Annotated in this window: 22 protein-coding genes; 12 read left to right on the top strand and 10 right to left on the bottom strand. The window is 70.9% G+C overall.

From position 1 onward, the window contains the following. The 5 genes from ACFWJ8_RS12865 to ACFWJ8_RS12885 form a co-directional block, all read left to right on the top strand. Positions 1-795: ABC transporter permease (locus tag ACFWJ8_RS12865; RefSeq protein WP_378811893.1), on the top strand; the 795-nt coding region annotated here is incomplete at its 5' end. Next, on the top strand, positions 792-1,727 hold the full coding sequence (locus ACFWJ8_RS12870; protein WP_378811896.1) for an ABC transporter permease: 936 nt from the start codon (positions 792-794) through the stop codon (positions 1,725-1,727). The genes ACFWJ8_RS12865 and ACFWJ8_RS12870, both read left to right, overlap by 4 nt. Continuing rightward, positions 1,724-3,397, top strand: coding sequence for an ABC transporter ATP-binding protein (locus ACFWJ8_RS12875; RefSeq protein WP_378811898.1), 1,674 nt, complete (start codon positions 1,724-1,726; stop codon positions 3,395-3,397). The genes ACFWJ8_RS12870 and ACFWJ8_RS12875 overlap by 4 nt, the downstream gene beginning before the upstream one ends. Then, positions 3,394-4,152 (top strand): copper homeostasis protein CutC, encoded by a 759-nt coding sequence (locus ACFWJ8_RS12880; protein ID WP_378811901.1) that lies wholly within the window; start codon positions 3,394-3,396, stop codon positions 4,150-4,152. The genes ACFWJ8_RS12875 and ACFWJ8_RS12880 overlap by 4 nt, the downstream gene beginning before the upstream one ends. Further along, on the top strand, positions 4,149-5,078 hold the full coding sequence (locus tag ACFWJ8_RS12885; RefSeq protein ID WP_378811903.1) for an ROK family protein: 930 nt from the start codon (positions 4,149-4,151) through the stop codon (positions 5,076-5,078). Before ACFWJ8_RS12880 ends, ACFWJ8_RS12885 begins: the two co-directional genes overlap by 4 nt. A 6-nt stretch (positions 5,079-5,084) precedes the next feature. On the opposite strand, the gene ACFWJ8_RS12890 is transcribed toward ACFWJ8_RS12885, so the two are convergent. Both ACFWJ8_RS12890 and panD read right to left on the bottom strand, forming a co-directional pair. Then, positions 5,085-5,948, bottom strand: a complete 864-nt coding sequence (locus tag ACFWJ8_RS12890; protein WP_378811906.1) for an aminoglycoside phosphotransferase family protein — start codon at positions 5,946-5,948, stop codon at positions 5,085-5,087. 35 nt (positions 5,949-5,983) lie between these two features. Further along, positions 5,984-6,370 carry an aspartate 1-decarboxylase gene (gene panD, locus ACFWJ8_RS12895; RefSeq protein WP_378811908.1) on the bottom strand — a complete coding sequence of 129 codons (387 nt, stop codon included), beginning with the start codon at positions 6,368-6,370 and terminating at the stop codon, positions 5,984-5,986. A gap of 212 nt (positions 6,371-6,582) precedes the next feature. Between panD and ACFWJ8_RS12900 the strand changes: the two genes are divergently transcribed. Then, positions 6,583-7,314 carry an alpha/beta fold hydrolase gene (locus ACFWJ8_RS12900; RefSeq protein WP_378811911.1) on the top strand — a complete coding sequence of 244 codons (732 nt, stop codon included), beginning with the start codon at positions 6,583-6,585 and terminating at the stop codon, positions 7,312-7,314. Positions 7,315-7,392: 78 nt separating this feature from the next. On the opposite strand, the gene ACFWJ8_RS12905 is transcribed toward ACFWJ8_RS12900, so the two are convergent. Further along, the gene (locus ACFWJ8_RS12905) at positions 7,393-8,031 is read right to left on the bottom strand and encodes a hypothetical protein (RefSeq protein WP_378811914.1); all 639 of its coding nucleotides are present in this window, start codon (positions 8,029-8,031) and stop codon (positions 7,393-7,395) included. Between the two features lie 180 nt (positions 8,032-8,211). On the opposite strand from ACFWJ8_RS12905, the gene ACFWJ8_RS12910 reads away from it, so the two are divergent. After that, complete coding sequence (locus ACFWJ8_RS12910) at positions 8,212-10,836, top strand: S8 family serine peptidase (protein WP_378811916.1); 2,625 nt, start codon at positions 8,212-8,214, stop codon at positions 10,834-10,836. Between the two features lie 169 nt (positions 10,837-11,005). Here the strand turns inward: ACFWJ8_RS12910 and ACFWJ8_RS12915 are convergent, their stop codons facing one another. The 3 genes from ACFWJ8_RS12915 to ACFWJ8_RS12925 all read right to left on the bottom strand — a co-directional run bounded on the left by ACFWJ8_RS12915 (position 11,006) and on the right by ACFWJ8_RS12925 (position 13,259). Continuing rightward, positions 11,006-11,518 (bottom strand): hypothetical protein, encoded by a 513-nt coding sequence (locus ACFWJ8_RS12915; protein WP_378811918.1) that lies wholly within the window; start codon positions 11,516-11,518, stop codon positions 11,006-11,008. Continuing rightward, a complete protein-coding gene (locus tag ACFWJ8_RS12920) occupies positions 11,518-12,306 on the bottom strand; it encodes a hypothetical protein (protein ID WP_378811920.1) in 789 nt (262 codons plus the stop codon). Before ACFWJ8_RS12920 ends, ACFWJ8_RS12915 begins: the two co-directional genes overlap by 1 nt. 227 nt (positions 12,307-12,533) lie before the next feature. Next, a complete protein-coding gene (locus ACFWJ8_RS12925) occupies positions 12,534-13,259 on the bottom strand; it encodes a TetR/AcrR family transcriptional regulator (protein ID WP_378811923.1) in 726 nt (241 codons plus the stop codon). Between the two features lie 132 nt (positions 13,260-13,391). Between ACFWJ8_RS12925 and ACFWJ8_RS12930 the strand changes: the two genes are divergently transcribed. Next, complete coding sequence (locus ACFWJ8_RS12930; RefSeq protein ID WP_378811926.1) at positions 13,392-14,891, top strand: MFS transporter; 1,500 nt, start codon at positions 13,392-13,394, stop codon at positions 14,889-14,891. Positions 14,892-15,019: 128 nt separating this feature from the next. Then, positions 15,020-16,048, top strand: coding sequence for an NADPH:quinone reductase (locus ACFWJ8_RS12935; RefSeq protein WP_378811928.1), 1,029 nt, complete (start codon positions 15,020-15,022; stop codon positions 16,046-16,048). Positions 16,049-16,066: 18 nt separating this feature from the next. Here ACFWJ8_RS12935 and ACFWJ8_RS12940 read toward each other — a convergent pair whose 3' ends face one another. From ACFWJ8_RS12940 to ACFWJ8_RS12955, 4 genes are all read right to left on the bottom strand, one after another. Further along, positions 16,067-16,273, bottom strand: a complete 207-nt coding sequence (locus ACFWJ8_RS12940; RefSeq protein WP_378811931.1) for a hypothetical protein — start codon at positions 16,271-16,273, stop codon at positions 16,067-16,069. A gap of 68 nt (positions 16,274-16,341) precedes the next feature. Beyond that, positions 16,342-17,643: an MFS transporter gene (locus ACFWJ8_RS12945; RefSeq protein ID WP_378811933.1), complete on the bottom strand. Its 1,302-nt coding sequence runs from the start codon at positions 17,641-17,643 to the stop codon at positions 16,342-16,344. A 116-nt stretch (positions 17,644-17,759) separates the two neighbouring features. Continuing rightward, on the bottom strand, positions 17,760-18,185 hold the full coding sequence (locus ACFWJ8_RS12950; protein WP_378811935.1) for a YbhB/YbcL family Raf kinase inhibitor-like protein: 426 nt from the start codon (positions 18,183-18,185) through the stop codon (positions 17,760-17,762). A 199-nt stretch (positions 18,186-18,384) separates the two neighbouring features. Further along, complete coding sequence (locus ACFWJ8_RS12955) at positions 18,385-19,812, bottom strand: MDR family MFS transporter (RefSeq protein WP_378811937.1); 1,428 nt, start codon at positions 19,810-19,812, stop codon at positions 18,385-18,387. 73 nt (positions 19,813-19,885) lie between these two features. On the opposite strand from ACFWJ8_RS12955, the gene ACFWJ8_RS12960 reads away from it, so the two are divergent. The 3 genes from ACFWJ8_RS12960 (at position 19,886) to ACFWJ8_RS12970 (ending at position 22,708) form a co-directional block, all read left to right on the top strand. Further along, entirely contained in the window at positions 19,886-20,485 is a 600-nt protein-coding gene (locus ACFWJ8_RS12960) for a TetR/AcrR family transcriptional regulator (RefSeq protein ID WP_378811940.1), read from the top strand. A 139-nt stretch (positions 20,486-20,624) separates the two neighbouring features. Continuing rightward, positions 20,625-22,205: a hypothetical protein gene (locus ACFWJ8_RS12965; RefSeq protein WP_378811943.1), complete on the top strand. Its 1,581-nt coding sequence runs from the start codon at positions 20,625-20,627 to the stop codon at positions 22,203-22,205. Positions 22,206-22,267: 62 nt separating this feature from the next. Then, the gene (locus tag ACFWJ8_RS12970) at positions 22,268-22,708 is read left to right on the top strand and encodes a DUF1801 domain-containing protein (RefSeq protein WP_378811945.1); all 441 of its coding nucleotides are present in this window, start codon (positions 22,268-22,270) and stop codon (positions 22,706-22,708) included. Positions 22,709-22,727 lie beyond the last annotated feature (19 nt).

Genomic DNA, 22,727 nt, shown 5'->3' on the forward strand with positions numbered 1-22,727 from the left:
GCCCACGCCACCCCCCCGCGGGGGGGCCCGCAGTACCACCCCTCCCGGCCCCACCCCCCGGGCGGCCCCCTGGGCGATTCTCCCACACTCACGCGCCGGGCCCCCGACGCGATCGGCCAGCGTCTTCCGAAGACGCTGCTGCTGGCATCCCTTTCGATGATCGTGGCGCTGATCGTCGCGATCCCGATGGGCATCTACCAGGCGGTGCGTCGCGGCAAGGCCGGCGACTACGCCTTCACGACCTGGAACTTCGTCATCTACTCGACGCCCTCGTTCTTCCTGGGCCTCATCCTGGTGATCGTCTTCTCGCAGTGGCTGGGATGGTTCCCGGCCCTCGCGCCGCAGGGCGACACCGTGGCCGACGTGCTGGCCAACCCCGCCGGGCTCGTACTGCCGGTGGCCACCGCGGCACTCGGCATCATCGCCACGATCTCGCGCTACATGCGCTCGGCGACGATCGACAACCTGTCCGAGGACTACGTGCGCACCGCGCGCGCCAAGGGCACGCCGAAGGCCGTCGTCGTGCGGCGTCACGTCGTGCGCAACTCGCTCACCCCGGTCATCGCCATGCTGGGCTACTACCTGCCCGTCATGTTCGGCGGCATGATCGTGGTCGAGTCGCTCTTCAACTACCCCGGGATGGGGCTGCTCTTCTGGACGAGCGCCCAGACCGGTGACTACCCGGTTCTGCTCGGCTGCGTGATGGTCATCGCGGTTGCCACGGTCGTCGGCTCGCTGCTGGCCGACCTGGTGCAGGCTCTGCTGGACCCCCGTACCCGAGGGGAACTGTCATGACGACCGTCACCGTGCCCGCCGCGGACAAGACCGCAGACCCGGCGTCCGGCAAGACCGCCGCCACCCCCGTGCGCAGGGGCTCCGGCTCGCCGTTCCGTCGGGGACTGCGACGCTTCACGCACAACAAGCTGGCCGTGTTCGGCCTCGTCATCCTGGGCTTCTTCCTGCTGTTCTGCTTCGTCGGGCCGCTCGTGTACCCGACCGACCAGGTGCACACCGACCTGACGAGCACGATGCTCCCGCCGGGCACCGCCGGCCACCCGCTCGGCACCGACGACGTCGGCTACGACGTGCTCGGCCGCCTCATGATCGCCGGTCAGGTGTCGATCGTCATCGGCCTCGCGGCGGGCGTGCTGGCCACCGTGATCGGGACCCTGTGGGGTGCGGTCTCGGGCTACGTCGGCGGCGCCGTGGATGCCGTCATGATGCGGATCGTGGATGCCGGCATCGCGATCCCGGCCACGTTCCTGCTGCTGATCCTCTCGGCGATCATGAAGCCGTCCGTGCCGCTCATGATCGTGGTGATCGGCCTCGTGTCGTGGCTCGTGCCCGCCCGCCTCGTGCGGGCCGAGTCGATCTCGCTGAAGTCGCGCGAGTACGTCCTCGCCCTGCGCGCCATGGGCGGCACCCACGGGCGCGCGGTGATGAAGCACATCGTGCCGAACACGGTGGGGACGATCGTCGTGAACGCGACCTTCCAGGTGGCCGACGCGATCCTCCTGGTCGCCTACGTCTCGTTCCTCGGGATGGGGCTGCAGAAGCCTGCGACCGACTGGGGCGCCATGCTCACCGGCGGCATGCAGTACACGTACGCCGGCGCCTGGTGGCTGATCTTCCCCGCAGGCCTGTGCATCGTGCTGGTCGTGGTCGCGTTCAACGCGATCGGCGACGGCCTGCGCGACTTCTTCGACGTGAAGGGACGCGACCGTTGAGCGCGAACGCACCGCTGCTGAGCATCCGTGATCTGCAGGTCACCTTCCGCACCGACGACGGCCCCGTCGAGGCCGTGAAGGGCATCGACCTCGACATCCGCGCCGGCGAGGTGCTGGCGCTCGTCGGCGAGTCGGGGTCGGGCAAGTCGGTCACGGCGATGTCGATCCTGCAGCTGCTGCCGTCGACCGCGACCCGGACCGGGTCGATCGCGCTGGACGGCCGCGAGCTCACCGCGCTCAGCGAGGCGCAGATGAACGACGTGCGCGGCCGCGAGATCTCGATGATCTTCCAGGAGCCGATGACCGCGCTCAACCCCTCGATGCGGATCGGCGACCAGATCGCCGAGGCGCTGCGCAACCACGAGAGCATCACGAAGGCCCAGGCGCACGCCGAGGCCGTCGAGCTGCTGCGACGTGTCGGCATCCCCGAGCCCGAGCGCCGTGCCGCCGGGTACGCGCACGAGATGTCGGGCGGCCAGCGGCAGCGCGTCGTCATCGCGATCGCGCTGGCCTGCGGCCCGAAGCTCATCATCGCCGATGAGCCCACGACCGCCCTCGACGTGACCGTGCAGGCCGAGATCCTCGACCTCATCCGCGACCTCGCGACCGAGCGGGGGACGGCGTTCCTCCTCGTCACCCACAACATGGGCGTCGTCGCCGACATCGCCGACCGGGTCGCGGTGATGTACCGCGGCGACATGGTCGAGGTGGGTTCGACGGCGCAGGTGCTGCGGCATCCCGAAGCGGCGTACACGCAGCGACTGCTCGCGGCGGTCCCGCGTCTGCCCGAGGCCGACGAGGTGGAGCCGGAGCTCGATCCGGCTGCCGCCGGGGCCGCGGCGGTGCTGTCGCTGACCGAGGCGAGCGTGACGTATCGCAAGGCCGGCCAGCAGTTCACGGCCCTCGACGCGGTGTCGGTCGACATCGCCCCGGGCGAGATCCTGGGCCTCGTGGGCGAGTCCGGCTCGGGCAAGTCGACGCTCGGCAAGGTCGCGCTCGGACTCGTGCCGATGTCGGGCGGCGAGCTGCGCCTGTTCGGCGAGAAGGTCGGGCACGGCGGCGTGCGCGGCCGGGCCGAGCGGCGCCTGCGGGGCCGGGTCGGCACGGTGTTCCAGGACCCGGGTTCGAGCCTCGACCCGCGTGCGACGGTCGCCGACGCGATCGCCGAGCCTCTCATCGTGCACCGCGCGACGCACCCGATGTCGGGGCGCGCCCGGGCGGCGCGCGTGCGCGAGCTGCTGGAGGCGGTCGAGCTGCCCGCCTCGTACGCGAGCCGCTACCCCCACGAACTGTCGGGTGGCCAGCGTCAGCGCATCGGCCTCGCCCGCGCCATCGCGCTGGAGCCCGAGCTGATCATCGCCGATGAGCCGACCAGCGCGCTCGACGTGTCGGTGCAGGCCGCGGTGCTCAAGGTGCTGCGCGAGCTGCAGGAACGCATGCGCTTCGCCTGCCTGTTCATCAGCCACGACCTCGCGGTCGTGCACGAGTTCTCGGATCGCGTGGCCGTGATGTATGCCGGCCAGATCGTGGAGCTCGGACGCACAGATGACGTGCTGCTGCGTCCGCAGCACCCGTACAGCAAGCGGCTGCTGGCCTCGGTGCCGGTGCCCGACCCGGTGGTCCAGGCCGATCGCCGCCTCGCCCGTCTGACCACGCGGAGCGTCGCGTGAGTGCAGTGCCCGCGCTGGAGCTGATCGCCCAGGACGCCGCGGCGGTGCAGGTCGCGGTCGAGATCGGTGCCGCCCGCATCGAGCTGTGCCAGGCGCTCGCGCTGGGCGGCCTGACGCCGTCCATCGCGACGATCGAGCACGCCGTGGCCGCCGCGGCGGGTGCCGTCGAGGTCCACGCCCTGATCCGCGTGCGGCCGGGCGGCTTCCGCTATGACGACGACGAGCTGTGGGTCATGGCCGATGACGTGCGTGCGGCGGTCGCCGCGGGTGCGTCGGGCGTGGTCGTCGGCTGCCTCGACCACGACGGCCGCTTCGATCGCGAACAGATGAGGCGATTGCGGGATGCCGCCGGCGAGGCCGGTTTCGCCGCGCACCGCGCGATCGACGTGTCGGCGGACCCGCTGGCCGCGATCGACGACCTGATCGCGCTGGACGTCGACCGCGTGCTGACGTCGGGTGCGGCATCCACCGCGCTCGAAGGAGCGGGGACGCTCGCCGCCATGGTGGCGCGCGCCGACGGGCGGATCGATGTGATGGCGGGCGGCGGTGTCACAGCCGACTCGGTCGAGGGCATCCTGCGTGCCGGCGTGCCCGCGATCCACTTCTCGGCCAAGCGCACCGTGCGTGATGGCTCCGGTGTGAGCATGGGCTCCGCCGAGACCGACGGCGTCGGCTCGTACGACACCGTCGACGCGGACCTCGCGCGCGGCATCTCCGCGGCCGTCCGTGCGTTCGGGGGCGATTCCGTCCGATGAGTGCTGCAGTGGTGCTCGGCCTCGATGTCGGAGGCTCGAGCGTGAAGTACCGGCTTGCCTCGGCGACCCCCTCGGAGCGGATCCCCGAGGCCCTCGCGCAGGGGACCGTGTCCACGCCGAAGAAGGATCCGGTCGCCGGCCTCGCCGCGATCGCGCGGGACGTGACCGGCTCGCACCGACTGGTCGCCGTCGTCGTCGCGATCCCCGGACTGGTCGACGAGACGACGGGCACGGTGCTGCGGTCGGCGAACCTTCCGGCGCTCGACGGCCTCGCCCTCGGTCCGGCGCTCTCGGCCGAGCTCGATGCGACGGTCGGGGTCATCAACGACGGACGCGCGGCAGCGGTCGCCGAAGCCCGGTGGGGCGCGGGCGCGGGGGAGCGCGACGTGTTCACCCTCGCGCTCGGCACCGGCATCGCCGGATCGCACATCGTCGACGGCCGGGTCGTCGACGGCGCCCACGGCATCGCGGGCGAGCTCGGCCACGTCGTCGTCGAGCCGTCGGGCGCGGTGTGCGCGTGCGGCCAGCGCGGGTGCCTGGAGACCGTGATCGGCGCTCCGGCGCTGCGACGGGCCTGGAACCGGGCGGGCGGCGACGGCTCTCCGAAGGACCTGCTGGCGGCGTACGAGGCGGGCGACGAGCGCGCGCACCGCGTGGTCGACCGGGGTGCGGGAGCGCTCGCCGATGCCATCCTCACCCTGCTGGCTCTCGTGGACCCGGGTGTCATCGTCGTCGGCGGCGGGCTGGCCAGCGCGCCGCATCGCATCGTGGTGCGCGCGAGGGCCCTCGTGGACGAGCGGGCGACGTTCCACCGCGTGCCGCCGATCGTCCCGGCGACCCTCGGCAAGTGGGCCGGCGCCGTGGGCGCCGTCGCGGAGGCGCGCGAGCTCGCCGCCCGGGTGCCCGTCGGCATCTCGCTGAACTGAGGTCGCTCAGACCACGGGGTCGGCGAGCACCTCGGCGAGGATCCGGCGGTGCTCGTCGGCTTCGTCCGGGCTCGACTGGCCCGACAGCACGACGAGCGACTTCCACAGCGCCCAGCCGCGCGCCCGCCGCCACGTCGCGTCATCGAGGCCGGCGGCCTCTCGGAACACCGTGCGCGCCTCGCCGCGGAAATGCGTCCACGCCAGGACGAGGTCGCACGCCGGGTCGCCGACGCCGCACGTGCCGAAGTCGATGACCGCGCTCAGCCGCCCCTCGAGGGTCAGCAGGTTGCCTACGGCGACGTCGCCATGAAACCACACCGGCGCGCACTCCCACGCGCTCGTGGTCGCGGTCAGCCAGATCCCGGCGCACGCCTCGGCGTCGACGTCGAGCCGCTCCAGCGCCGTCTGCACCTGGTCGCTGTACGCGCTCGGATGGCTGCCGCGATAGAACGAATGCCGGCCCGCGGCCGCCCCGGCATGGGTGGGCAGGGCGCGCAGGGCCGCCAGCATCCCTCCGACGTCCTCCGCGAGGGCGACCTGGTCGAGAGAGGATGCCGCCGCCACCGTGTCGCCCGGCAGCCACCGCCGCACCGACCACGGGAACGGGTAGTCCGGCCCGGGTGCGCCGACCGCGACCACGCCCGGGACGGAGACGGGCAGGCGTCCGTCGAGGAAGCGGAGCGCGCGCTCCTCCTTCTCGACCGCGGCCGCGTACCCCTCGGCGCTCGGGAGCCGCACCGTGAGCTCATCGCCGAGGCGGAATGTGCGGTTGTCCCAGCCCTGGCGGGGAACCGGGCGGACGGGGAGGTCTGCGAGGTGGGGGAACTGCTCCGCGACGAGGGCGGACACGAGTGCGGCGTCGATGTGCATCCCCGCCAGCCTGGCAGGTCGCGGCGTCCCCCGGGTCAGCCGGCGTGGGCGAGGACCCGGATCGCGCGGTTGGCGGCGACGCCCGGCTCGGACTCGCCGAGGTCGACGACCACGGGCTGGTGACCGGCGACCTCGTCGCGGTCGTACTGCGCGTACGACATGACGATGACGATGTCACCGGTGTGCACGAGACGTGCGGCGGCGCCGTTGATCTGCACGACGCCCGAGCCGCGCTCGCCGGCGATCGTGTAGGTCTCGAACCGGGCGCCGTTGTTGATGTCGACCACGTGCACCTGCTCGTTCTCGAGGATGTCGGCGAGATCGAGCAGGTCCTCGTCGATCGTGATCGAGCCGACGTAGTTGAGGTCGGCGCCGGTCACGGTCGCTCGGTGGAGCTTGGACTTCAGCAGGGTTCGCAGCATGGGGGCCTCGGTGCAGGGGAGGGATTGATGGACGGCATCCAAGAATAGGGTGCCCACTGATGCGGAACCTGTTCGGAAAGCGTTTCGACACCAGACCTGGCGCAGGCCCGATGCCGACCCCTATGTTGAGCGTGAGCGCGTCTGGGGCAGCACGTGACGTGACTGATTCATCACACCGTCGCCGGAAGGCGACCACACCGATGGGAAGTCGTATGTCAGAAACGAAACCGACCATCGTCCTCGTGCACGGCGCGTGGGCGGATGCATCCAGCTGGAACGCCGTGAGCGTGCCGCTGCAGGCCGAGGGCTACACGGTCCTCGCGCCGCCGAACGAACTGCGCGGGCTCCAGTCCGACGCGGCCTACATCGCGTCGTTCCTGGCGCAGCGGACCAGCGGACCGGTCGTGCTCGTCGGCCACTCCTACGGGGGCGCGGTCATCACGAACGCCGGTGCGCACGGCGGCGACGTCCGGGCGCTCGTCTACGTCGACGCGTTCATCCCCGACGAGGGCGAGACCGTCGTGGGCATCCTCGAAGGCTCCGGCTCGGCGCTCGCCGTCGCCGACCCGACGACGGTGCTCGACGTCGCCGGATACCCGGGCGCTCCCGAGGGCGCCGCCGAAGCATTCCTCAAGCCTGAGACGGTGCACACCGCGTTCGCCCAGGACCTCCCCGAGGCAGACCGCTGGACGATCGTCGCGACGCAGCGCCCGGCATCCTTCGTCGCGAACGTGACGCCGTCGGCCGCGCCGGCGTGGAAGACGATCCCGAGCTGGGCCGTGCTCGGCACCGAGGACCTCGTCATCCCGATCGACACGCAGCGCCGCATGGCCGAGCGCGCGGGCGCGACGATCAGCGAGGTCGACGCGTCGCACGTGTCGATGGTGTCGCAGCCCGAGGCCGCCCTCGCGGCCATCCGCGCCGCCGCGGCATCGATCGGCTGACACCCGTTTCGGATCCCCGGGTCCGCGGTCCGAGGCGCCGCGACCCGGGGACCCGTCGCGTCAGGACCGTTCGGCCGGTCAGGCGAAGGCGGTCAGGGCGCGGCGGTAGGCGGCGCTGTCGGCCCGGGTCGCGTCGGTCGTGAGCAGTGCCGTGGGCGAGATGCGCCGGTGGAACCCGCCCATGCACGGGATCGTCACGATCTTCGTGAGGCCGGCGCGCCACGCGCCGATGAGGTCGTCGAGGTCGCGGTGCTCGGGGCCGATCCGCATCAGCGTCGGCAGTGACGCGCGATGCGCCTCGGTGCCCCGTTCGTTCCACTCGCGGTAGGACTCGTCGTCGAACACGTCGTCGCCGAACTCGTCCCGCCACGAGGGGCCGAAGAGCTCCTGCAGCAGGGCCAGCCGCTCCGGTGAGCCGTTCGCCGTCGCCTGCAGCCGCTCCATCAGCTCCGACGTGTCGTTCCGCCCCGCGTGCGCCACCGCCCCGCGCCACACCCGCGGCCACGCCTGCTCCCACTCCGCCCGTGTCGCCGCGGCGACCTGTTCGGCCGGCCGGGGTGTGTCGACGAGCGCCGGCGGCAGGTCGTCGCCCTCGACGCGCAGCCCATGCGCTTCGCGCACCCACAGCAGCTCCAGCAGCGTGTGCGGCCGATCCTCCACGGTGATGGCCATGTCGTGCGGCCAGGGGTTGCCGGGGATGGGGTTCGTCGATCGCATGGGCCCATCATGGCCCGTCAGAACGACATCCTGGATGCCGTCACGCCGGGGCGGCGGCATCCATTCGGCTCCGAATCGGGGGTATCACCTCGCGACGACGACACTCCTTGCGGGTGGTGGAAGTACCACCGGGCGTGCGCCCGGGAGTGGGCCGCGCCGAGTGATGGGGGGAGAACCATCATGAGATCCAGAGTCGTCTCGGTGCTCGCTGCGTGTGCGGTGGCGCTGGGGATGGTGGCCGTCGCGCCGCCCGCGTACGCGGCCCCGCCGGAGAAGGTGCGGGTCATCGTGCAGCTCGACCACAAGGCGTCCGCGAACGACGTCGTCAAGGCCGTGGCCGGGGGAGCGACCAAGGTCAAGAAGACGTCCACGATGCCGTACGTGATCATGGAGGTGCCGCGGCCCGCGCTGAAGGGGCTGAAGCACAACCCGCACGTCGTCGGAGTGGTGGAGGACTTCGCCGATCCGCCGGCACTGGCCAGCGCCCTGCCGGTCGTGAACGGCGACGATGTGCAGACGCTCGGGTTCACCGGCTCCGGTGCGACCGTCGCGATCCTCGACACCGGCATCGACGCCGATCACCCGTTCTTCGGGTCCCGCATCGTCGCGCAGCACTGCTTCTCGGATCCGACCGATGACGACGGTGACGGCGACGAGGCGAGCCTGTGCCCTGACGGCACGACCGAGGACACGTCGGCCGACATCGACAGCACCAACAACGCGAGCTGCGTCGACGCGGGCAGCAACATCTGCGACCACGGCACGCACGTCGCGGGCATCGCGGCGGGCCGTGCGGCCGATGACACCGCGGGCTCGCCTCCGGGCAACGGCGTGGCACCGGGTGCGCAGATCATCGCCGTGCAGGTGTTCACACGCGTGAACACGGCGAGCGGCTGCTCGCCGAACCCGGCACCGTGCGTGCTGTCGTACGCGTCCGACCAGATCGAGGCGCTCGACTGGGTGCGCGGCCAGGCTGCGGCGAACCCCGGCTGGAACGTCGTGGCCAGCAACATGAGCCTGGGCGGCGGCAACAACGCCTCGGCGTGCGACGGCGACACCCGCAAGGCCGCGATCGACAGCAACCTCGGGGCGGGCATCGCCACCGTGATCGCGTCGGGCAACAGCTCGTTCCTGAACGCCGTGGGCGCGCCGGGATGCATCTCGACGGCGTTCACCGTCGGGCGCACCAACAACGACGACACCACGACGAACTCGGGCAACCGTGGGCCGCTGCTGGACATCATGGCACCGGGCTCGTCGATCGTCTCGTCGATCGACGACGACGTGTACGGCACCAAGAGCGGCACCTCGATGTCGACCCCGTTCGTCACCGGTGCGCTCGCCGTGCTGCGCTCGGCGTATCCGGCGCGGTCGGTCGCGAACCTGATGAACGACATCACCTCGACCGGTGTGCCGATCACCTACACGACCAACGCGGCCGGGACGACGACGAACACCACGCCGCGTCTCGACCTGCTGGCGGCCCTGCAGTCGGCGAACGTCGCACCCGCGGTGACCGTCGACGACGCGTCGGTGACGGTCGGCGAAGGTGCGCTTGCGACCAACGAGGGCTCGGCGACGGATGCCGACGGCACGGTCACCTCCGTGACGGCGAGCATCGGCTCCGTGGCCCCGTCGGGCACGTCGTGGACGTGGTCGTACACGCCACCGGACGGACCGGCCGACACGACCGTCACGATCACCGCGACCGATGACAAGGGCGAGACGGGGCAGTCGACATTCGCGCTGCACGTCGACAACGTCGCTCCGAGTGTGGTGGTGGATGCCGTCACGCCGGCCGACGAGAACAGCCCGGTGACCCTCACCGCGCACTTCTCCGACCCGGGCGTCGTCGATACGCACACCGCGAGCGTGGATTGGGGCGACGGCACCGTCACCGCGGCCACCATTAACGGCACGTCGGTCGACGCGTCGCATGTGTATGGGGACGACGGTGCGTTCACCGCGACCCTCACCGTCACCGACAAGGACGGCGGCGCGGGCTCCGACGCCGGTGCGGCGGTCGTGGCGAACGTCGCCCCGACGGCCGACATCACCGGCCCGCCCACGACTTCGTGGAACGGGCAGGACATCGTGTTCGGCACCGAGGGCGTCCCCGTGGCGTTCCAGGGCCGGGGCACCGACCCGGGCAGCGACGACCTCGTGTTCGGCTGGGACTACGGCGACGGCGCGACCACGAGTCACACCAGCCTGGTGAACCCGCCTGCCGCGGACGGCGACCCGAGCCCCAGCATCCAGCCGAGGGACGTCGTGGATGCCGCACCCCACACCTACGCGATCGCCTGTGCGGCGACGACCGGGCTGGTGGTGTCGGATGACGACGGCGGCCAGGCGGCCGATGCGGTCCAGGTCGTGATCCTCGGGACCAGTGCGGATGCCGGAACCCTCGGCGTCTGGCAGACGGATTACCGCGACAAGCGGGCGAACCGTCACACGACCGACGAGAAGCTGTGCCTGCTGTCGGTCGTGCGGGTGCTGAGCGCGGTGTTCGACGAGAAGGTGCCGCTCACGACGATGCCGCAGGCGGTGTCGGCGCTGTGGCCGAAGAACACGAAGAACCCGGCCGACCAGTTCGACGCGCATCTGCTGTCGCTGTGGCTGAACGTGGCCGACGGATCCATCGCCCTGGGCGATCCCGTCGACACGAACGGCGACGGCACCGCGGATTCGACGATCGGCGCGGTCATCCAGGCCGGCGAGGCCGTGCGGACGTCGGCGAACCCGTCGGCGGCCACGCTCACCTCGTTCAAGAACCTCTACGAGGCGATCAACGCCGCGGGGTGATCCTCGTTGCGGCGGGCGGAGGGTCCGGCTTCGGCCGGGCCCTCCGTGCAGTTCGGGGCTCCCGCGACTCCGAGTCGGAGATGTCGCGTATCTCGGATGCCTCGGCCGCAGGCATCCGCTCCAGGCGAGATCTCCGAACGTGGCGTGGCCGGCGGGGCGGCCGCGGCGCCTATCGGTCGGGCTGCTCCGCCGGACGATGGACATAGACGTCGATGGCATCCCGATGAAGCTGGAATCTGATGACCGTCCCATCGGGCAGTCCCTCGGCGAACTGGTCGGCCTCTGCAGGCCAGACACCCACGTCGACGATGAGGTCCGCTTCGGGCGGCGTGCATGCACCTGCGAGCGGGTACCTCGTACCGGGCTCGATGATGAGGAGGCACGGATTGCCGAGGTAGTCCGTGGCGTACCACGGCTCGAGCCCCATGAAGGCTTCGTACGGCTCGAGCGTGGTCACGTCGACGTCGACCGCTGCATTCGACAAGCCGTTGATCGTCGTCACGGCGTCCCCGCGGAACCGGGTGAGCGTCGCGTCGGGTCGCGGCCCGAGCAACCAGGCGGCGCCGTATGCGACGACGAGCCCGAGCCCCACGGCGATCCCGACCATGACCCACCGGGGGAGCGTCGCACGTCGCCGCGAGGGATGGGTGTCGTCCCCGGACGCCGGCATGGTCTCGGTCATCAGCCGGCTCCCTCTGACTCCAGCACATGGACCTCCACCACGTCGGCGCGCAGAGAGAAGCGCAGCACCTGTCCTTCGGGAAGAGCGCGTCGCATCGATTCGCCGTGCTGGATGTCCCAGGGCACGTCCATGAACAGGTCGGCCTCAGCCGGCACGCACCGCCGCGCCACGACGTCGTCGGTCGGGCGGTGGATGCCGATGAGGCACGGGGATCCGTAGGCGTTCACTCCCGACCACACTTCGACCTCCTGGTACGTTCCGAACCCTCGCAGGGTCGACAGATCGATCTCCATCTCGGACGCGGTCCGTGTGTCGATGGTCGACGTTCCGCCCTCGCCTCTGAGGAGGGTGAGGAGTCGGTCGTCGGGTTCGGCGCCGTTCGGCTGCAGCACGGTGTCAGCGGGTGGCCCGGGCGGCCCGACGACCGCCACGAGGACGCCTGCCGAAGCGACGAACGCACCGGCCGCGAGCGCGATGAGCCCCGATCGCCGGGTCGATCCCCTGAGCGCCCGGGCCTCCGGGGCGGCCTGTCTGCTCGTCGGCGTCGCGCTGACGTCCGGGGCTGAGGGCATCGCGTCGGAGGGTGACACGTCGTCCATCGCCGAATCCTGCGTCGGCGCCTCGTGGGGCGCGACGACCATGTCGGTCTGCCGGTGAGCGGTCTCCAGCTCGATCAGTCGGGCCAGCGCACGAGCGTCGTTCTGGATGTCGGGATGCGGGCCGTAGGCGCGTCGGCGCAATTCGCGCAACTCAGCGTCGAGGTCGGGATCGACTCCCGGTTCGTCCATCAAAGTCACCCCCTGAGGGTGCCTTCGGCGGCTCGGGCTCGTTGATGACGGCGCCATCGTCGTCGAGTGCGGTTCGTGCGGACGGCGTGTGTGACTGCCTCCTGCTCACCACACGCGATCATCGGTGTCGGGTGACGGTCCGCGGTGAGTGTCGCGGGGCGTCCTGGCTGATTATCCCGCGGGATGCCGCGAATTGCTACGGTCCGCCACCACCGGCCCGCACGGCGTCAGCGGCCGGCTTGCAGCCGCAGGCCGGCCAGCAGCAGATCGAGGCCGCCGACGAACTGGTCGCGGTCGTCGTGGCCGTCGAACTCGTCGATGATGTGGTGGATGTAGGGGAACTGGGTCCGGTCGAGCGCCCGCCACTGCGCGGTGGCACCGGCCATGTACTGCTCCTTGCTCAGCTCGCCCGAGACGACGGCCTGGGGCGGCTCCTGTCCCATGTCGGCGGCCGTGCCGATCACGTAGCCGACGACGGCGGACGTCGCGTGGAACGACTGCCGCGGCGTCAGGTCGAGACGCATCACCTGTTCGCCGATCCGCTCGTACAGCTGCAGGGAGTGGGTCTGGATCGCGGTGTCGCGCAGCACGTAGGCGCCGAGCCACGGGCGGTCGACGATCGCGTCGAACATCGTGACCGCGATGGTGCGGAGGTTGTCGATGGGGTCGCCGTCGCCGATGTCGGCAGTCGCGTCCAGCACGCCGCCGAGGACCGAGTCCGCGGCAAGGTCGAGCAGCTCGTCGCGCCCTGACACGTACCAGTACACGCTCGCGACGCCGCCGCCCAGTCGCGTGGCGAGGGCGCGGATCGTGAGCCCCTGCGCGCCGGACTCGTCGAGGATCTCCACGGCGCCGGCCAGCACGGACTCGAGGGAGTGCGAGGCGCGGGTGCGCGTGCGCGGGCCTCGGGGCGGCCGCGCGGGCGCTTCACCTGGCTGCGGGGCTGTTGCCATGGCTCCATCCCACCACAGGACGCACCGCGGGCAGGGGAGGCGGTTGCGTGTTATCGAACATTGTTCTATTCTATCGAACGGTGTTCGAACAACGAACACTGTTCGATTCCCTGCTCGATCCGAGGAGTCGCCATGAGCACCGCACCCATCACCACCACCTCCCGCACCTACACGTCCATGAAGGCCGCGTGGATCCCCCTGGCCGCGCTGTGCCTCGCATTCTTCGTCGAGATGGTCGACAACACGCTGCTGTCGATCGCGCTGCCGACGATCGGCCGCGAGCTCGGCGGCGACACGACATCGCTGCAGTGGATCACCGGCGCCTATTCGCTCACCTTCGGCGGGCTGCTCCTGACGGCAGGCTCGATCGCCGACCGCTTCGGGCGACGCCGCGTGCTGCAGATCGGCCTCGCGCTGTTCGGGCTCGTCAGCCTCGCCGTGCTGCGCGTGAGCTCCACGGGCGAGCTCATCGCGCTGCGGGCCGCGCTCGGCATCGCCGCCGCCGCGATGGCCCCCATCACCAACTCGCTCGTCTTCCGGCTGTTCGACGACGAGAAGCTGCGCATGCGCGCCATCACCCTGATGATGGTCGTCGGCATGTCGGGCTTCGTCCTCGGCCCGCTCCTCGGCGGCACGATGCTCGCGCACCTGCCGTGGCAGTGGCTCCTGCTCGTGAACGCCCCGATCGCCCTCATCGCCGCCCTCGGCGTCCACTTCGGCGTGCCGGCCGACACCGCCGACGGCCTCACGAAGGACCGCCTCGACCTGCCGGGCGCTGCCCTCAGCATCCTCACCATCGGTCTCGCCTGCTACTCGCTCACGAGCGGCATCGAGAACGGGTGGATGTCGCCGATCACGGTCGCCGTCGCGCTCGGGGCCGCGGCATCCCTCGTCCTCTTCGTCGTCCGCGAACGGCGTGCGGCATCGCCCATGCTCGACCTGTCGCTGTTCCGCCGCGGCACCGTGCGGGGCGCGGCGATCGCGCAGATCGGCACGTCGGTCGCGATGGCGGGCGTGATGTTCGCGCTGATCCTGCACTTCCAGTACGCGTGGGGCTGGTCGCCGCTGCAGGCGGGCCTCGCGAACCTGCCGATCATCGTCACGATGATCGGCGCGACCCCGATCACCGAGTGGCTGGTGCGGCGCTTCGGACACCGCATCGCGTGCCTCGTCGGCGCGGGCCTGCTGGCGGCCGGCCTGGGACTGATGGCATGGGGCGTCGAGCAGACCTATGTCGCGATCGCCATCGCGATGGTCGTGATGACCGTGGGCCTGCGCACCGTCATGACGATCTGCGCCGTCGCGCTGGTCGGCGCGATGCCCGACAACCGCACCTCGATGGGCGCGGCCATGAACGACACCGCGCAGGAGGTCGGCACGAGCATCGGCACCGCGGTGGTCGGCACGCTCATCGCCGTGCTCGTCACGACCGTGCTGCCGGGCGGCACGTGGAGCCCGGAGCTCACGGCATCCTTCTTCCACGGCGAGCAGGTCGTGTTCATCGTGCTGGCCGTCGCCGTCGGGCTGATCTCGGGCGTCGGCGCGCTCACCCTGACGAACGCGCGCACGGTCGACGAGCACGCGGCGCCGGCCGAGGAGGCCGAGGAGGCGCTGGAGGCCGTGAAGGGCTGAGTGCTCAGGCGCGTGTGCGGGCGTGGTGGTGCGCTGGGCGCGCGGACGGTGACGGATGCCGCGAACGCATCCGTCACCGTCTGGCCTGGGTGGGAAGGCTCGCTGCAGTTCGGACGTTGCCTCTTCTCATGCGATCGATCGTGTACTCCCGCACCGGCACGTCTTCCGTCCTCTCCCTCGCCGACCGCGAGCCTGCGGTCCCCGGCCCGGGGGAGGTGCGCGTCCGAGTCACGGTGTCGGGCGTGAATCCGACGGACTGGAAGGCCCGCGCCGGCGGCGGGGCGAAGCCCGCGTTCGACGAGATCGTGCCCAACCAGGACGGCGCCGGCGTCATCGACGCGGTCGGCGACGGCGTGACGCAGCTCGCTGTCGGCGATCGCGTGTGGCTGTATCTCGCTCAGCATCAGCGGCCGACCGGCACGGCGCAGGAGTACACCGTCGTCCCCGCCGAGCGGGCGGTGAAGCTGCCGGAGGGCGTCGGCTTCGAGATCGCGGCGAGCCTCGGGGTTCCCGCGATGACGGCGCACCGCGCGCTCACCGTCCATGAGTCCGGACCCGCGCGGCTCTCGCCGGGAGCGCTCGAGGGGCGCGTCGTGCTGGTGGCCGGGGGTGCGGGAGCCGTCGGCCACGCGGCGATCCAGCTCGCGGTCTGGGCCGGAGCGACCGTGATCGCCACGATCTCGGGCGACGAGAAGGCCGCGCTCGCGAGGGCCGCCGGTGCGCACCACGTCGTGAACTACCGGCAGGCTGACGTCGCCGACCGGATCGCGGCGCTTGCGCCGCATGGGGTCGACCACGTCGTCGAGGTGTCGCTCACGCAGAACGCCGCCCTCGACGGACAGGTGGTCGCCAACCACGGCTCGATCGCGTACTACGCCGACAACGGCGGCGACCAGGCGACCATCCCGGTGCGTCCGACCTTCGCGAAGAACGCGCGCCTGCAGGGCCTGCTCCTGTACACGGTGGGCCAGGCTGCGCTGTCGGCGGCCGCCGAAGACATCACGGCAGCATTGCGCGACGGTGCGCTCCCCGTGGGCGAGGCGGCCGGGCTGCCGCTGACCTGGTTTTCGCTGGAAGAGACCGCCGCCGCGCACGACGCCGTCGAGCAGGGCGCCGTGGGCAAGGTGCTCATCGACGTCACCGGCGACAACCGCTGACGTCGGGGCGCGTGTGGGCTAGCCGGCCTTGCGCCGCCGCGAGACGACGATCGCGACGACGATCAGCACGACGCCGGCGATGAGCACGATCGGCCCGATCGTCGCCCACAGCGGTGACCCGCTCATCGCCGATCCACCCAGCACGTTCAGGCCCTGCAGAGTCCAGATCGCGCCGACCAGCGCCAGGACGATGCCCAGGGCGAGCCACGGCCACATTCGCTTCATGGCGCGAACATACTCCCGCGGAGTGGATGCCGTCACGCCCCTCGCGTGCCCGTCTCGAGCGACCGCCGTCAGGTCTCCGGCTCGGCAGTGATGTCGGCGTCCCCGGTGACCTGCCGGGCGGTGTCGGCGGGCGACCGCTGCGCTCGGCTCAGCAGCACGAACGGCACGGCGACGGCCGTGATCACGCCGCTCCAGATCATCGACGTGCCGTAACCGCCGACATCCGCGGCGCGGCCGAGCGCGGGCTGGAAGACGACTCCGCCGGCGGAGCCCATCAGCGAGTCGAACGAGAGCACGGTCGCGCGCTGCTTCGACGGGATCATGTCGTTGAGGTACGCGCGGTGCACCGGGTCGTCGAGCGCCGACGCGATGCCCCAGAGTGCGACCAGCACGACGGCGAGCCAGAAGTTCTGCACGAACCCGAGCCCGATGAGCACGACCGCGCTCGCTCCCGTGGCGAGCAGGATCACGGACGTGCGCCGGCGGACCAGCGCGCGCACCCTCGGTGCGAGCGCGCCTCCGACGATGGCCGCGCCCGAGAGCAGGGCGGCGGCGAGCCCGGCGATCGTGTAGGCCTCCTCGTCGCCCCACAGCTCCAGCAGGTACGGCTGCAGCGCGTAGAACACGTAGATGCCGACGCCCGCGGTGAAGGGGCTCGTGAGCATGAGCCACCGCACCGGCGGATCGCCGAGCCCGTACGTGACGGAGGCGCGCAGGACCGTGCGGGTGGCCCGGAGCGGCCGCTCGCTGTGGTCGGGCTGGAAGCCCAGGTCGTGCATCAGCAGGGCGGCGACGACGAGCATCAGGAGCAGGATGCCGCCCCGGATGAGGAACGGCACGCCCAGGTTGGTCGCTTGAGCAACGATCCCCCCGAGCACCGAGCCCGAGAGCATCGCGATGCCGCCGACGATCTGCGCGCGGCCGAACACCGTCTCCAGGCTCCCCTCGTACCCGGTCGCCGTGAGGGCGTCGACGAGCCACGCGTCCACGGCGCCCGAGAAGAATGTGAACCCCAGCCCCAGCAGCACCGAGACCACCGCCCACGCCCAGAACGGGGAGTGCCAGACCCACAGCATCCAATACAGGATCGTCGTCGTCGCGAGCGTGATCGTGCCGAGCAGGTACGACGCGCGGCGCCCGACGGTGTCGGCGACCACGCCCGTCGGGATCTCGAAGATCAGCATCCCGGCCGTGAAGAACGCGTTCGCCGAGAACGCCTCGAAGTTCGACAGGCCCGCGTCGAGCAGGAACAGCGTGTTGATGCCCCAGATGAACGACGCCGCGACCGTGTTGCCGAGCATCAGCGTGTAGTAGGTGCCCTGCACGCGGCGCGGCGTCGGCAGCGAGCGCACGGCGTTGCTCCTCGACATGGCGGCACCGCCTCTTCCCGTGGGACGTCGACGACACCGCGACAGTATCCCCGTGGGGTGGCGGCGTCTACGGGGTCGGCTGTCGCTCGGGCGCTACCTCAGGGAGGGGGATGCCGTCACGCCGTGCGGGTGCCGAGCAGAACGCCCGATGCCCGCACATGCCCGTCGGCGGCCTTCAGGAGGTTCTCGATGCTGCGGAGGCCGGTGTCGTCGAGGGGAGCGTCCAGCGCGTAGAGGTGGAACCGGTAGCGATGCGGGCCGTGGCCGGGGAGCGGGCGCGGGCCTCGGTACGCGCCCGGCCTGCCGCCGTGCACCGAGACGAAGCGGACACCCGATGCTCCCGTGGCGAGGGCGCCTTCGGGGATGCCGTCGTCGCGCGCGGCCAGGGCGGCGACGGTGTGGAGGTGAGGCACGGTGCCCGGGCTGTCGAGGTCTTCGAACACGAGCAGCAGTTCGGAGGTGCCTTCGGGCAGGGCGCCCCAGGCGAGCGGGGGAGGTGTTCGCGCCGATGAGCCAGCCGCAGTGCGCCGCGGGGATCTCACCGCCGTCCGTGAAGCTCGGCGAGGTGACCTCGATACGTGTGTCCGTCGCGAGTTCGGGGGTGAGCGACAGGCTCGCCGTCTCGTCGGCGCGGCGGTTGCGGAACGCGCGGCCGATCGGCGCGAGCAGGGCTTCGATGGGGTGCATGGATTCGGCTTTCAGGAGTCGGCGAGGCGCAGCAGCAGCATTTAGTGAGTACTACTAAGCACTTGTGGATGCCGCCACCCCCGCCTTCTTGGCCGGCGCCGGCAGCGCGAAGCACACGCCGATCGCGACGACGGTGAACCCGACGGCCCACCAGAACGCGATGTCGAAGCCGGTGGCGAGATCGGCGATGCCGGTCGCGCCGCTCGTTGTGGCTTCGAGGATGACCGCGAGGATCGCGGTGCCGAACGCGCCGCCGATCTGCTGCGCCAGCCGCGTGATGATGCTCGCGTGCGGCACTTCGTCGTGTGCGAGGCCGACGAATCCGACCGACATCACCGGGATCATCACGGCGCCCATGCCGAAGCCGCGGACGAGCAGCGTGATCGTCAGCCAGAGCTCGTTGGTCGTGCCGTCCGACAAGGCGAAGGGGATCGTGGCGAGGCCCATGACGACGAACCCGGCGATCGCGACGGTGCGCGCACCGAGCGAGTCGGTGAGGCGGCCGGCCAGCGTGCGGCTGAGCAGTGCGCCGACCCCCTGCGGGATCAGCAGCAGGGCGGCGGTGAGCACGTCGGTGCCGCGCACGATCTGGAAGTAGAGGGGCAGGAGCAGCATCGACCCGTACAGCGAGGCGCCCGAGAGGAACAAGACAGCGGAGGATGCCGCGACCGGCCGTCGCCGCAGCAGTCCGACGTCGATGAGGGCGCCGGAAGGGCGCCGCACCTGGCTGAACACGAACGCGGTCATGAGCACGAGACCCGCGACGAGCGGCATCCACACATCCGCGCGCGTGAAGCCGCCGTCGTGGCTGACGTTCGACAGGCCGTAGAGGATGCCGACGAGTGCGGGGGAGACGAGCGCGAGCCCGACCCCGTCGAGGACTGGGCGGCCGCGGGGCGGGTCGGAGGGGAGGAAGCGCCACGCGAGGGCGAGACCGATGAGGCAGAGGGGGACGTTGATCCAGAAGATCCAGTGCCAGTCGAGCCAGTTGAGGATGAGGCCGCCGAGCACCGGGCCGATGATCGGGCCGAGGGCGGCGGGGAGGCTCACCATCGCCATGAGGCGGCCGAGGCTCGCGCCGGCGGGGACCTGCTGGATGGCGAGGGTCGCCATGAGCGGCATCATGAGGCCGCCGCCGAAGCCCTGGACGACGCGGAAGGCGATGAGGCTCGGGGCATCCCACGCGAGGCTGCACGCGATGGACGCGACGAGGAAGATCGTGAGCGCGATCATCCAGAGTCGCTTGCCGCCGAGGCGCGCCTGTGCCCAGCCGACGATCGGGATGGCGACGCCGAGCGCGAGCAGATACGCCGTGGTCACCCACTGGATCGTGCTGACGGGGACGTCGAGATCGGTGGCGAGAGTGGCCAGCGCGATGCTCATGATCGTGCTGTCGAAGATGACGGCGAGGCCGCCGGCGACGAGCACGAGCGCCGAGATGACGGCGCTGCGCGGCACGGCCGGTGCGGTGGTGGTGGACATGTGCGCTCCTCAAAATAAGATACAGGTGTGTATCTCCGTGACAGAGTGTACGCCGAGCAGATAAGATACACAAATGGATCTTGAGCAGCCGGCGAAGCGACGTCGCGGACAGGAGCTCGAGGACGCGATCCTGGCCGCAGGCTGGGCGCAGCTGATCGACGGCGGGTACAACGCGTTCACGATCGACGCGGTCGCCGAGAAGGCCGAGACGAGCCGCTCGGTGATCTACCGCCGCTGGCCCGACCGCGATTCACTCCTGGATGCGACCCTCACCCACGGTCTGAACCGCGACCGCGTGGAGCCGCCTGACACGGGCAGTCTGCGCGGCGACATGATCGCGTCGCTGCAGCACTCGAACCTGGCGCGTGCGGAGCTCGCGCCGCTCATGAGCGTGTTCATGGGCGCGTACTACGCCGACTCGGGTCGCACCTTCGCCGATGTGCGGGAACGGGCGCTGGGGCAGCGCGCTGCGGGGTCGTTGGATACGATCCTGGCTCGGGCGGTCGAGCGGGGCGAGGCGGATCCCGCGAAGCTCACGCGGCGCGTACGGACGGTCGCGGTCGACCTGTATCGGCATGACCTGCTGATGAACGCCGTGCCGTTGTCGGACGAGGCGATCGTCGAGATCGTGGATGAGGTGTTCCTGCCGCTGGTGAGGCCCGACGCGGGCTGACGAGCGCGCTCGCCGGCGGATGCCGGTCCCGCGCTGTCGTCCGTGCCGACGCCGCTCGCGGGGTATCACCCGACGCGGGGCCACCCTCTCCCTGGACGTGGGGCCCGCAAGGACGCCGCCTCACGAACGGGGGTGCGAGATGACTCGCGAATACACCGGGATCTTCCTTCCCGGAACAGACGGACACGCGCTGTGGGCAGCGGGGTGGGAGAGCTTCGAGGCGAAGTGGAAAGAGCTCGCGAGGAACGGGCTCCGCCTCCACAGCATCTCGGTGTCGGTCGAACGTGACGTGCCGCAGTTCATCGGCACGTACCGGGCGGGAACGGGTGGTCACGCGCTGTGGGTCTCGAACTGGGGCAGCTTCGAGGCGAAGTGGAAGGAGCTGTCGAACCAGGGGCTGCGGCTCGTGAGCATCGCGGTCTACGAGGTCGGTGGCACGGCGATGTACGCCGGTGCCTTCCTGCCCGGGACCGATGGCCATGCGCTGTGGGTCGCCGGCTGGGACAGCTTCGAGGCGAAGTGGAAGGAGCTGTCGAACCAGGGCCTGCGACTGGTGAGCATCTCGGCCGCGATGATCGGCGGTGCGCCGCAGTATGCCGGGGTGTTCCGCGCCGGCAGCGGTGGCCACGCGCTGTGGGCGTCGCCCTGGCAGAGCTTCGAGGCGAAGTGGAAGGAACTCACGCGGCAGGGGCTGCGTCTCGTCAGCATCGACACCTTCCCGCAGGGTCGCACCCGCATGTGGGTCGGCGCGTATCGTCCCGGGCAGGGCGGTCACGGCCTGTGGGCCGGGCAGGACTGGGAGAGCTTCACCGCCCGCTGGCACGAGTGGTCGCAGCAGGGCCTGCGGCTCGTCGACACGGCCGGGGCGAAGCATCCCTGCTCCGCCGACGCTCTCAACCAGGTGGTCATGCCGACCGGGGAATACAACTACGCGGTCACGGGGCACGCCGACGTGTACCACTGGCCGGTGCAGGACACGACGGGTGCGACGCGCTTCGCGCGGCTGAGTCACCTGGAGGCCGTCGAGCCTTTCCTGACGCTCCCGTTCACCGACAGCGACGTCACCCGCAACGGCATCTGGCGCTACGGCGACGGCGGCTGGCACCACGCCGGGGACTACTCGCAGGGCGACGCGACCTTCGAGGTGAAGGCATCCGCCGCCGGCGAGGTCATCCACGTCGGGTGGGACCAGTGGTCGGGCAACACCGTCATCATCAGCCACGACGTGAACGGCCGATCCGACGCGTACCGCACGATCTACATGCACCTGCGCGACGGCGCCGATCACGACGCGGATGCCGCCTGGAACGACACGATGACGGCGACCTGGATCACGGCATCCGACCTCGCCGACTACCAGACGCACCTGCTCGACACCGGCAACACGAAGGACCCCGCGACCCGCAACCTGGATGCCGCGCACTGGGGCACGAACGCCGAGACGATCCCGGTCTCGGTGGGGCAGCAGGTCTCGCGCGGTCAGCAGATCGCATGGGCCGGCAACACCGGCCCCGGTGGCAAGCGGGGCAGCGGCGGACCCAACACGCACCTGCACATCTTCTGGACGCGCCGCGACACCGACGGCCGGTTCTACTTCTACGACCCGTACGGCGTCTACTCGACGCCCGGCAACTACGCCGCCGGTATCACCGATGCGACGAGCGGCCCGTGCGTGCGGTACCCGGTGGGGTGGAAGGGCGGCAAGCCGCAGTACCCGTGAGGCCCTTCCGGGATCGGGCGCGTCGGCCTACTGTGGGAGCGTCCGATTCTGGAGGGCGTGCGATGACCGAAGAGCCTGATCGCTCGGTCGACGACTATCTGGCGACGCTGGATGAGTCCACGCTCGCTGACAGCCGGGCCTTGATCGCGATGATGCGGCGGGTGACCGGGCAGGAGCCGGCGCTGTGGAATGTGGGCACCATCGGCTTCGGCACGTACCACTACATGTACGACACCGGCCGAGAGGGCGACGGCCACACGATCGGGTTCTACCCGCGCAAGGGCAAGTTCACGGTCTACCTGATGGACGGCACGGCGCGCCACGCCGCGCTGCTGGAGCGCCTGGGGCGGCACACCTTGACGGGGTACTGCGTGTACATCCGGCGGCTCGACGAGGTGGATCTGGGAGTGCTGGAGCAGATCGTGCGGGACTCGTACGAGTTCGTTGCGAGGGCGGCGCAGGACGGGCCCGTGCGCCAGATCCTTTGGAAGGCGGCGGGCTAGGCGGGCGCGGAGTCCGTTC

The organism is Microbacterium sp. NPDC058389, from assembly GCF_042722305.1.
GTDB lineage: Bacteria > Actinomycetota > Actinomycetes > Actinomycetales > Microbacteriaceae > Microbacterium.

Bases quoted from the DNA above. Each gene is read 5' to 3' on its own strand.
- ACFWJ8_RS12870 (WP_378811896.1), top strand. From the start codon at position 792: ATGACGACCGTCACCGTGCCCGCCGCGGACAAGACCGCAGACCCGGCG.
- ACFWJ8_RS12885 (WP_378811903.1), top strand. From the start codon at position 4,149: ATGAGTGCTGCAGTGGTGCTCGGCCTCGATGTCGGAGGCTCGAGCGTG.
- ACFWJ8_RS12890 (WP_378811906.1), bottom strand. From the start codon at position 5,948: ATGCACATCGACGCCGCACTCGTGTCCGCCCTCGTCGCGGAGCAGTTC.
- panD (WP_378811908.1), bottom strand. From the start codon at position 6,370: ATGCTGCGAACCCTGCTGAAGTCCAAGCTCCACCGAGCGACCGTGACC.
- ACFWJ8_RS12900 (WP_378811911.1), top strand. From the start codon at position 6,583: ATGTCAGAAACGAAACCGACCATCGTCCTCGTGCACGGCGCGTGGGCG.
- ACFWJ8_RS12905 (WP_378811914.1), bottom strand. From the start codon at position 8,031: ATGCGATCGACGAACCCCATCCCCGGCAACCCCTGGCCGCACGACATG.
- ACFWJ8_RS12910 (WP_378811916.1), top strand. From the start codon at position 8,212: ATGAGATCCAGAGTCGTCTCGGTGCTCGCTGCGTGTGCGGTGGCGCTG.
- ACFWJ8_RS12915 (WP_378811918.1), bottom strand. From the start codon at position 11,518: ATGACCGAGACCATGCCGGCGTCCGGGGACGACACCCATCCCTCGCGG.
- ACFWJ8_RS12920 (WP_378811920.1), bottom strand. From the start codon at position 12,306: ATGGACGAACCGGGAGTCGATCCCGACCTCGACGCTGAGTTGCGCGAA.
- ACFWJ8_RS12925 (WP_378811923.1), bottom strand. From the start codon at position 13,259: ATGGCAACAGCCCCGCAGCCAGGTGAAGCGCCCGCGCGGCCGCCCCGA.
- ACFWJ8_RS12930 (WP_378811926.1), top strand. From the start codon at position 13,392: ATGAGCACCGCACCCATCACCACCACCTCCCGCACCTACACGTCCATG.
- ACFWJ8_RS12935 (WP_378811928.1), top strand. From the start codon at position 15,020: ATGCGATCGATCGTGTACTCCCGCACCGGCACGTCTTCCGTCCTCTCC.
- ACFWJ8_RS12940 (WP_378811931.1), bottom strand. From the start codon at position 16,273: ATGAAGCGAATGTGGCCGTGGCTCGCCCTGGGCATCGTCCTGGCGCTG.
- ACFWJ8_RS12945 (WP_378811933.1), bottom strand. From the start codon at position 17,643: ATGTCGAGGAGCAACGCCGTGCGCTCGCTGCCGACGCCGCGCCGCGTG.
- ACFWJ8_RS12955 (WP_378811937.1), bottom strand. From the start codon at position 19,812: ATGTCCACCACCACCGCACCGGCCGTGCCGCGCAGCGCCGTCATCTCG.
- ACFWJ8_RS12960 (WP_378811940.1), top strand. From the start codon at position 19,886: ATGGATCTTGAGCAGCCGGCGAAGCGACGTCGCGGACAGGAGCTCGAG.
- ACFWJ8_RS12965 (WP_378811943.1), top strand. From the start codon at position 20,625: ATGACTCGCGAATACACCGGGATCTTCCTTCCCGGAACAGACGGACAC.
- ACFWJ8_RS12970 (WP_378811945.1), top strand. From the start codon at position 22,268: ATGACCGAAGAGCCTGATCGCTCGGTCGACGACTATCTGGCGACGCTG.